We start from the raw sequence: 8,411 nt of genomic DNA, 5'->3' as shown, positions 1-8,411 counted from the left end.
CGCCGTTCAGGGTGATGACCATCGCAGAGCCCTCCTCGCCGAGCTGGCGCACGACTTCGGAGGCGTGGGCCTTGAAATAGCTCAAAGGGCGGATGTGGGTGGCGAGTTTCATGTCAGCGCCTCGTCACGATGGCTGAATTCGGTCCGATTGTAGGTCGCCTGCCAGCGCTTGGAACCCGGCACTGCGGTCATCAGCCGAGCAGCTTCGCCAGCTTGCCGAAGGCGAGCGCCCACTGGGAGCGATCGTCGCCGAAGCGGACGAAGGTGTAGCCCCGGTCTTCCCATTCGGTTTGCAGGTCGCGCGGCGTATCCGGCAGGGCTACGGCCACGTAGTGGTCGGGCCAGTGCAGCAGCCGGTTGCCGGCGTGCTCGGCGGCAACCGGCGGCGGTAGATCGCCGGCTTCGGCTGCCAGGGTCTGCCGCCAGATCGTCTGCCAGCCTTTGGCTTCGTTCGCGTCCGCTTGCGCACCCACTGACGACTGCGGCGGGGCATTGTCGAGCAGCGCGGTTTCGGAGCAGGCCAGGCGCCACAGGATGCGGCGGGCGTGTTCGTCGCGCCGGTCCAGCAGTTCATGTTCCGGCTGGTTGTAGTAGGAGAGCAGGCAGCGATAGCAGCCGGCGACGCAGGCGGTGTCGGGCAGGTCCTGCAGGTCGGCGGTCGGCGTCTGCCGCAGCGTCGCCAGATCGTCCGGCAGCTCGAGGTGCAGCAGGCGCAGCGCGGCCTGGGCGACGCGCGCCAGCGCGTCCGCTTCGCTCACCAGGCGCGACAGCACGCCGGCACCGCCCTCGGTGGCCTCGTAGAACAGCACGCCTTTGCGTTCGGCGCGGCTCGGCAGGGGTTCGGCCAGCAGTTCGCTTTCTTCGAGCTGGAACACCGACTCGATGCCGCGCTTGAGCGCGTACTGCACGGTGGCCAGGGTCACGTCCGAGCAGACACCGGCCGGTTGCAGCAGCAGGGCGTTTTTCTGGTCCTCGACATAGGGCACCACGCGCTGCGGTGGCAGCTTGTCGGGGTCGGGCTCGGCGGCGCCGTTGGCCTCTTCGGTTTCGTCTTTTTGCCAGTAGCCGGTCTTGGGGCTCAGGTTGAAGCCGAAGACGTTTTTATCCTTGCGCCGGCGCAGGCCCTTGTTGATGCGGGTGATGGTGGCGCCGGCGCTGTAGCGCAGCTGCACGATGTCGCCCTCGGCGTCGCGCGCCACCAGCAGGCGCGCGTCGATCTGGCCGTTGCGCCGCGCCCACTGGAAGGTGGTCTGTAACTCGAAGGCCTGACGCTGGCGCTCTTCGTCGTTGGCGGTGATGCGCTCGGTGGGTTCGGTGTCGACGGCATCGACACGGTACAGCTCGCGCACCCACTCGGCGTTGCCGAGATCGGCCTGGCAGGCGTGGCAGCGCTCGTGCTGGATGTCGAAATGGGCGGCACCGCAGGCCGCGCACAGGCGCGCGGCCAGTGTCGGCAGCCGCTGCTGGCTCGCTGTACCTTCTTGACTGCCAACGGCGATGCGCACGCGCACCACGCGAAAGGCGCGGCCTTCGTGATAGACCAGGCTGCGCGGGCCGAACTCGGCGATGCCCAGAAAGCGCGGGCGCTGCAGGAAGGTCTGGTTGCGCGCGCCATCGCCGCTACCCGGCACATAGGCCATCAGCGGCAGGCGCGGGAAGTTGTAACCGGGCAAAAAGCCTTCGGTCGCAAGGTAGCGGTAGGTGTAGAAGTCGCTCGACAGCGTCTCGCGGCCGTGCAGCAGCAGCTCGATCTGTTCGATGGCCTGGCGGTGGCGGCGCTTGGCGGCGTCCTTTTCCTTGGGATCGCGCACGGTGAAGTCGTTGAGCGTGGCCTGGGCCTGGTCGCGCTGGCGCACGGCGCCGTTGAACAGCTCGCGCCAGCGCCGAAAGGCGGCATCGAAGGCATCGACCGCGCCGTCGAGCACGCGCGCGCAAAAAGCTTCCGCGCCCTCGTACCAGGGCGCTTGCTGCGGGCCGAGCTGCGGCGCGAGGTTGCGCAGGATCGGCAGCGCCTGGGCCTCGGCGTGGCGGCGCACTTCCGGCTGGGCGAAAGCGTCGATCAGCTCCTGGCGCACCGGCAGGCCGGGCTGCTCGGGTTGCACCACGTCGGCGATCGCCTTGCCGAGCGCCTCACCGCTGGCGGCGAGCCAGATCGCCTGCAGGTGGCTTTCGAGCAACTGGCGGTTGGCCAGGTCGATCAAGGGCGCGCGCACCTCGCCGTGCACCATTTGCCGCGGCTCGCGGAAGAAGAACTGGTCGTGCGGGCTGCGCGCGGCGCAGTAGGTGACCACCAGCGCTGCCTGGCCACTGCGCCCGGCGCGGCCGGCGCGCTGGGCATAATTGGCCGGCGTGGGCGGCACGTTGCGCAGGTAGACGGCGTTCAGCGCCGAGATGTCGACGCCGAGCTCCATGGTCGGCGAGCAGTAGAGCACCGGCAGAAAGCGCGTGCTCTCGCCGAGCAGCCGGGCGCTGTCGCCCAGCTCGCCGCGCAGGGCCTCTTGGTCCTTGTCGCTGTAGCGAAAGCGCGCCTCGCGAATCTCGCGCACGCGCGATTCGACCTGGGCGGTGTGCTCGCGGCCCTCGAAGCGGAAGATGGCGGCGCCGCCCGCCTGCAGGGTCTGCGCCAAGGTGCCGTAGAGCTGGGTGAAAAAGGCGTTGGCGCGGCCGCGCGCGAGCGTGCCGTCGCCGGCCAGCAGGCGCACGCGCTGGGAAGCGAGCCGCCAGCCGGGCGCGCGAAACGGCGTGGTGTCGTCACGGCGCACGAACTTGCCGCGCGCGGCGCCGAGCATCCACTCCAGCAGCTCGCGGTAGGCATCGCGCCCGAGCGGCTTGTCCACGCCCCACAGCGAGCCTTGGCGCAGCGCTTTGCCGAGTGGGCTTTGCAGGCCGGCGCGCAGGATCAGGTCCTCGTCCCGTCCCTGGCGCTGACCGCCGCCAGGCGGGTCCAAAAACAGCCAGCGCGCCGGGCGTAGCGTCTCGTCGCGGCCAAAGGCCCAGGGCAGGCGCAGGAACTTGCGGCTCTCGTCGGCCAGCTTGCGCAGCTGCTGGTCGTCGAGCGCGGCGGCGTCCACCGCAAGGCCCCGGCGCAGGTGATCGAACAGCGCGGTAAATGCCTGCGCGCGCACCACGGGACTCGCCGTGCGCAATACGGCCGGCGCGTCGCGGAAGTTTTCCGGGTCTGCGGCGAAGGGCTCCAGATCCTGATACACGACGCGCAGCAGGCCGAGCTGTTCGAGGTTGGGGTTGGTGTAGCGCCAGCCGCGCCGCTGGTCGAACCAGGCGCGGTAGGCCAGCACCTGGCGCAGCACGTTGGTGGCGTCCTGCAGGTCGCGGCCGGAAAGCGCGGGCTCCTGCAGCCATTCGGCTTGATGGGTTTCCGCTGGATCCATGTTCGCCGGGAGCGGCCGGTCGAAGCCGAGCGCGCGCATCATGCGTTCGCCCAGATCGGCATCGGCGACGCCCTGTGGCGCGCCATCGAGCGCGCCGAAAAAGGCCGAGCGGATCAGGCTGACGAAGATGAAATCGTTGAAATGGCCGGCCTGCAGCGCGGCATCCTGGCGGTTGTCGGTGAAGGCGAGCAGCTTGCGCGTGTGCGGCGCAAAGCCGGCCTGCTGCTGCATCCACTCCAGCGCGGCGGTGGTGATGACCGTGGTGGCCGAGCTGCGGCCCTCGGCCGAGAGCGACGCCAGCCGGTTGCTGTCCTTGCCCTGCACGCTGTGCACCGCGCGGCAGCGCAGGCAGAAGCGGAACTTGCCGGGTAGAAAGTAGCCCTCCACGCCCTGGCCGAGCGTGCCATCCGGCGCCACCCGCAGCGATACGGCCCGCAGCTTGCGGTAGGTTTTCTTCAGGCGCGGCGTGTTGGCAGCGCCGGTTTCGAGCCAGCTTTCCGGATAGTCCTCGAGCTCGCCGGTGAAGGTGAAATCGGCGTCGCTGGGCGTGACCAGAAAGAAGCCGGTCTGCTCGCCTTCGCTGTCGGCGTCGGCAGCGTCTTCGTCCTTGATGGCGGTGACGTCGTCGATATCGCGCGGCAGCAGCACCGGCGCGCCGCCTTCCACGCGCTGGCGCACACCGTGGTACTCCTGCCCGCAGTCGCGGCAAAAGTAGGTGGGGTAGAGACGCTTGAGATCCTCGCTACCCGGCAGGTACTGCTGGCCTTCGAGCACCACCGCGCGCGTGCCGGGCGGCTCCAGCGTGACGTAGGCGGTGGCCGCGCCGGAAAGGAACTGGTGCAGCTTGAAGGCAAAGAACGGGTTGGGCGAGGCGCTTCGCCCGGGTACGCGCTTACTTTCGGACAACGCGGCGGCGAGCAGGAACGCCTGCAAGGCGGCAAGGCAGCGCTGAGGATCGAGTCCGGATGCGGTGGCTAGCTTGTCGGCCGCCTCGTCCACCGTCAGCGGCTTGGCGCGCACCGGCTTGCCGTCGCGAAAGTCGAGACCGAGCGTGGTTTCGACCCAGATGGCGAGCGGGTGGGTGCGCAACTGGGTGTCCGCGAGCCGGTCGAAACCACCGGCGGCGATCGCCTGCCCGAGTTCGCCTCGGACGCTGTCGGCCGTCCGCGTGGGGTCGGTGGCCCGCTCCAGCGTTTCGGTGATGACGTCGCCGGACGCGATGGCGGCATCGAACAGCTTGGCCGCGATCTCGGCAACCACCCGGTTCTTTTCTTCCTGCGAACCTTCGCTTGCCATCGTCGCCGAGGTGCCGATGCACTGCAGGCGCTCGGCTTGCAGGCGCTGCCTGACGCGGCGCACCAGCAGCGCGACGTCGGCGCCCTGACGGCCGCGGTAGGTGTGCAGCTCGTCGAGCACCAGAAAACGCAGGTCGGTGCAGTGGTCGATGACCTCGCGGTCGAGCGCATCCTGCCGGGTGAGCAGCAACTCCAGCATCATGAAATTGGTGAGCAGGATGTCGGGCGGGTTGGCGCGAATCTGCTCGCGTACTTCCTCGCGCTCTTGGCCGGTGTAGCGCGCGAAGGTGACCGGCGGATTGGGGCCGGGCAGGAATTTCTGCAGCTCTTCGAGCTGGCTGTTGGCGAGCGCATTCATCGGATAGATCACGATGGCGCGCGTGCGCGGCGTCGGGTCCACCGCCTTGGCGCGCAGGATGGCGTCGACGATGGGAATGAAAAAACACAGCGACTTGCCCGAGCCGGTGCCGGTGGTCACCACATAGCTGCGACCGGCGCGCGCCAATGCGATGGCCTCGGACTGATGGCGGTGCAGCCGCAGGGGCTCGCCACCGGCTTGAAAGATGCGTTGGGTTTCGGGGTGGAGTTCGCCCGCCGCCACGTGCTCAGCAATCGACTTGCCCGGCTTGAAGCGCGGGTTGATCTGGATCAGCGGCTGCGGCCAGTAGCGTCCGGAGGCGAAGGCCTGATCGACCTGGCTGCGGATGTCGTCGGCGCCGATGTGGGTGAACGAGCGCGCGAAGGCGCTGTAACCATCGATAAGTTCGTTTCTGAGGGAAAAGACGTCCACACCATTTCGCTCCCTGCAGGTCATCATGCTTGAGATTGTCACAGATGGCATCCCGTCCGGCGGTGAACGCCAGGCCGTGAGTCGGCGGCCAACCGGGCCGAAGTGCCGACCCGACATTCAGCGTGCGCGAGTGCGGCTGGCTCACGGGATGATGTGCGCAGCTGGATGTGAGGATGCTGGCGGGAAGCGTTGTGACGAACCGTTGCGCTACTGCATTTGGACGTCCCCAAGTGGACGCAGAACCCGCCGAGCGGCGGCTGGTTCGCCTCGGATTCACGCGCGAGCAGGGAGGCGACGCCCCGGGCCTTTTTGAGTCGCAAAGTAGCTTGGAAGCCGGCCCCCAAAGGAAGGGCTGAAAAATTCCGTCCATGGAATTTTTCAGCTCGCCGTCGCGCGGTACACGCCTGCGCGGCGCTCCATGAATCAATGGCTTATGCCCTTGATTCATGCCCGGCCATCGCTGCGGGGATCAGCCGCAGTACGCTCCCCCAGGGGAAGGGGGGCGTCAAGACGTAAGCGGTTCCCTAACCTGCAGGCGAACGAACGTGGCGAGGCGGCTTTCCGGCGAGCAGATCATTGGCTTTCGGCATGGCGCCGAAACCGATTCAACGAATGACACACTGATATCGGCGCCGCGCAACGGGCGCGGCAAGCGCCAGTCAGGGCATACGGCCAAGGCGCGCTTTTTGGGCTGTTTGCTGGGTGGCGCCGTCGGCGATGCACTGGGTGCACCGGTCGAGTTCATGAGCCGGGCCGAGATTCTGCGTCGCTTCGGTCCGAAGGGTATCGCCCGCTACTCACCGGCTTATGGTGGCCTTGGGACGATCACCGACGACACGCAGATGACCCTGTTCACCGCCGAGGGGTTGATCCGCGGCTGGGTGCGCGGCTGCTTCAAAGGCATCACGACCTATTCGGGGGTAACGGCGCACGCCTATTTGCGCTGGCTGCAAACCCAGGGCGAGCGCCCGACCTGCGACATCGACTTCGGCGCCGATCAGCCCGGCTGGCTGTTTCAACAGCGCCAACTGCACAGCCGTCGCGCACCGGGCAACACCTGCCTATCGGCTCTGCGAGCGATGAACTCGCTCGGGGAGTCGGCCCGCAACGACAGCAAGGGCTGCGGCGGCGTCATGCGGGTTGCGCCGGTCGGCCTGTTCGCCTGGCGCCTGCGGCAGTACGAATCTCCTCGTGACGCCTTCCGGCTGGGTGCCGAGTTGGCTGCGCTGACCCATGGCCACCCGACCGGAGCCCTGACTGGTGGTGTACTGGCGGTGCTGATCCTGGCGCTGACCGATGGCGCGTCGCTGCGCGAGGCGATAGCGGTGTCGAAGGACGTTCTGAGTCAGGAACCCAGCCACGAGGAAACCCTGCGGGCAATCGAGCTGGCCGAGGAACTTGCGGCTTCCGGACTGCCGCCCGAGGAAGCGATCGCCCGGCTGGGCCAGGGCTGGATCGCCGAGGAGGCCCTCGCGATTGCGATCTACTGCGCCTTGGTCGCCCGCAATTTCAAACAGGGCGTGCTTCTGGCGGTTAACCACGACGGGGACTCTGACTCGACCGGGGCGATCGTGGGCAACCTGCTCGGCACCCTGCACGGCGTGAAGGCAATCCCCGCGCAGTGGCTGGAGCCGCTGGAACTGCGCGACGTCATCACCGAACTGGCGCAAGACCTTTATGCATTCAAGGATTGGGAGATCGGCGAGTACAGCGACAACGAAGAGCTGAACCAGCGGATCTGGCGCAAGTACCCGGGGTTCTGAAAATGGTCGGGCGGGCGCGGAACCGACCCGGCCGAGCCCTATAGGCGTCGGTGCGAGTACGGCCGCCGCCGGCAGGACGGGGGAGGGCAGCCGTCATTAGGTGACGATGACAACGCGCCACGGGTCGGCGCATGCCGCGGCGGGCGACGTCGACCGCGCCGCCCTACCTATTCCCTACATTGTGGCGAACACCCTGTAGGCCGAACGCCGAAGCGCTGGTAACTGCTTGAGTTAAATGGTGGGCCGCGTAGGGCTCGAACCTACGACCCGCTGATTAAGAGTCACACGAGAAGCCGTTTTTCGCCGTTCCACCCCGTTTTTTGAATCTTCCGCAACGCCATGAATTTGCGCAGATATTCCGGTTTCACTGTCTCGCCTTGTCTCAAGCCGTTTCTCCCATTAACCTGTCGAAAGGTCACCGCAGGGATCACCGCAGCGCAATACGCTGATATTCGCGCGGTTATGGACAAACACACAGGGCAGGCACCACATGAAGCTCACCGCCGCCGCCGTCGCGCGGCTCAAGATCGCCCCAGGCGAACGCCAGCAGGACATCAAGGACGACGGCACGCCCGGCTTGTACCTGCGCCTGTTCGCCAGCGGCAAGCGTTCCTTCGTGTACCGCTTCAAGCTTGCCGGCAAAGTGCGGGTGCTCACGCTCGGCGATGCTGGCAGCGTGGGGCTGGCCGAGGCCCGCCGCCTTGCGCATGAAGCCGCCGCCAAGGTGCGGGCCGGCACCGACCCGGCTGCCGCCGAGCAGCAGGCCAAGGCCGAGCGCCGCCGCATGCCGACCGTGGCCGAGTTCGCGGTCGAGTACATCGAGCGCCACGCCAAGCCGCACAAGCGCACGAGGGCCGAAGATCAGCGCCTGCTGAACGGCGAAGTGCTGCCGGTCATCGGCGCGCTCAAGCTCGACGCCGTGCACCGGCGCGACATCGTGGCCCTGCTGGATGGCCTGCGCGACCGCGGCGTGCCGGTGCTGGCAAACCGCGTTTTGGCCGTGGTGCGCAAGATGTTCGCGTTCGCGGTCGAGCGCAGCGTCACCGAGCAATCCCCGGTGACACACATCCGCCAGGCGCGCGAAACCCCGCGCGAGCGCGTGCTGACCGACGCCGAGATCGTCACCCTGTGGCAGGCCGACCGCGGGCGCATGAATCCCGCCACGCTACGCGCC

Annotated in this window: 3 protein-coding genes and 1 tRNA gene; 2 read left to right on the top strand and 2 right to left on the bottom strand. The window is 67.7% G+C overall.

All coding sequences use genetic code 11. The features are described 5' to 3' along the window. Nucleotides 1-191 precede the first annotated feature (191 nt). Nucleotides 192-5,474 (bottom strand): DEAD/DEAH box helicase, encoded by a 5,283-nt coding sequence (locus PHC73_RS08605; protein WP_300126763.1) that lies wholly within the window; start codon nucleotides 5,472-5,474, stop codon nucleotides 192-194. Between the two features lie 623 nt (nucleotides 5,475-6,097). On the opposite strand from PHC73_RS08605, the gene PHC73_RS08600 reads away from it, so the two are divergent. Continuing rightward, on the top strand, nucleotides 6,098-7,237 hold the full coding sequence (locus PHC73_RS08600; RefSeq protein ID WP_366949839.1) for an ADP-ribosylglycohydrolase family protein: 1,140 nt from the start codon (nucleotides 6,098-6,100) through the stop codon (nucleotides 7,235-7,237). A gap of 236 nt (nucleotides 7,238-7,473) precedes the next feature. On the opposite strand, the gene PHC73_RS08595 is transcribed toward PHC73_RS08600, so the two are convergent. Further along, nucleotides 7,474-7,552: transfer RNA gene (locus PHC73_RS08595), tRNA-Lys, on the bottom strand. A gap of 175 nt (nucleotides 7,553-7,727) precedes the next feature. Here PHC73_RS08595 and PHC73_RS08590 point away from each other — a divergent pair. Continuing rightward, nucleotides 7,728-8,411, top strand: a 684-nt coding sequence (locus tag PHC73_RS08590) for an integrase arm-type DNA-binding domain-containing protein (RefSeq protein WP_300126759.1), incomplete at its 3' end; no start/stop codon positions are given.

This window comes from Immundisolibacter sp. (assembly GCF_028696615.1).
Taxonomy (GTDB): Bacteria; Pseudomonadota; Gammaproteobacteria; order Immundisolibacterales; family Immundisolibacteraceae; genus Immundisolibacter.
The sequence above is the reverse complement of the archived record's forward strand: the minus strand, read 5'-3'. Positions and strand labels throughout refer to the sequence as shown.